The sequence below is a fragment of the Streptomyces sp. CO7 genome, from assembly GCF_053474865.1.
Genome location: NZ_JBRIOU010000223.1, coordinates 1 through 1,802, shown reverse-complemented (window position 1 = coordinate 1,802; position 1,802 = coordinate 1). Strand labels below are relative to the sequence as shown.

The 1,802-nt window shown below is 76.7% G+C and carries 1 protein-coding gene; it reads right to left on the bottom strand.

What is annotated here, in order from left to right:
- Nucleotides 1-1,802: condensation domain-containing protein (locus ACOV8S_RS32950; protein ID WP_448322337.1), on the bottom strand; the 1,802-nt coding region annotated here is incomplete at both ends.

Below are 1,802 nucleotides of genomic sequence, written 5' to 3'. Positions count from 1 at the left end.
TCGCTCACGGCGGGGCGCGGGCGGTCCGTGGGCAGGGCCAGCAAGGGCGGCATCCCGCGCAGGGCGTCCCGCCAGTGGGCGAGCTGCTCCCCGGCGATCCCGCCTCCGCCGCCCTCGCCGATCCCGCCGTCCTCGCCGTCCAGCAGGGCGCGCTGCCACAGGGTGTAGTCGGCGTACTGGACGGGCAGCGGCTGCCAGTCGGGGGCGTGGCCCCCGGCGCGGGCCCGGTAGGCGGTGTCGAGGTCGGCGAGGAGACAGTCGGTGGACCAGCCGTCGCCGGCGATGTGGTGCAGGAGCAGCACCATCACCTGACCGCCGTCGCCCTCCTCGATCAGCCAGGCCTTCAGCGGGATCTCCCGGGCCAGGTCGAAGACGTGCCCGGCGGCCGCGTCGACGGCCGCCTCCAGCAGCTCGGGGCTCCCGGCGTGCACCAGGGTGAGCTCGGGCCGGGCGTGGTCCAGGACCTCCTGCCAGGGCTCGCCGTCCTCGGACCGGTACACGGTGCGCAGCACCTCGTGGCGGGCGGCGACGTCGGCGAGCGCGCCGGCGAACGCGGCCGGGTCGACGGGGCGGCGCAGCCGGGTCACCACCGGAATGTTGTAGGTGGCGCTGGGGCCCTCGAGCCGGCCGACGAACCACAGGCGCCGCTGGGCGGCGGACAGCGGTGTCCTGCCCGGCCGGTGCTGCGGCGGGACGGCCCGCAGCGCCGGCCGGGCAGGACCCGCGGAGCGCTCGCCCAGCAGGCGCAACAGCCGCCGGGGGGTGGGGGCGAGGAAGACGTCACGGATCTCGGCGTGCAGGCCGAGCGCGCCGCGGACGCGGTTGGTGAGTTTGCCGGCGAGCAGGGAGTGCCCGCCCAGCTTGAAGAAGTTGTCGTCCGGCCCCACCTCGTCCCGCCGGAGGACCTCCGCGAACAGGCCCCGAAGGATCTCCTCGCGGGGGTCCGCCGGCGGCCGGCCGGCCACCGACGCCTCGTCCCGCGAGTCGCGCTGCCGGCCGCTGTCGGGCCGTCCCGCGCGGGAGAGCGCCCGGTACCGGTGGTCGAGCGCCCGGCGCTCCTCCTCGGTGAGCAGCCCGGCCCGGCTCAGGGGTGTGCCGGCCGGCTGTCCGGCGAGGACGGAGAGCGCCCGCCGGAAGAGGGTGAGCAGGAGTCGCGCGGTGTCCTCGTCGTACAGGTCGGTGGCGTACTGCAGGCCGAGCGCGACCCCGTCGGGTTCGCCGTCGGGGCGGTGCGTCTCGGCGCAGCTGAAGGCGAGGTCGAACTTGGCGGTGGCCAGGTCGGCCTCGTCGAGGACGGCCGGTATGCCGCCCAGGCGGACGGTGGCGTCCCGCGCGGTCTGCGCGGCGAGCGTCACCTGGAAGAAGGGGTGGCGGCCGAGGGACCGTTCGGGGTTGAGGTCCTCCACCAGCAGGTCGAACGGCAGGTCCTCGTGGGCGAAGGCGGCCAGGTCGCGTTCACGGACCTGGGCGAGGAGCTGGCCCAGGGTGGGGTCGCCGGACAGGTCGGTCCGCAGGGCCAGGGAGTTGACGAAGAAGCCGACCAGTTCGTGCAGGTCCTCCTCGGGGCGGCCGGCCACCGGCGCGCCCACCACCACGTCGTCCCCGGCGCCCGCCGCCCGCAGGGCCAGCGACAGGGCGGCCCGGCAGGCCATGAAGAAGGTGGCCCGGTGGGCGCGGGCGACACCGGTGAGCGCCTTGTGGGCGGCGGCGTCGAGCTCCGCGGTGACGAACGCGGCCCGGTTGCCCGGTTCGGCGGGCCGGGGCCGGTCGGCCGGCAGCCGGGTCTCGGCGGGGATGCCCGC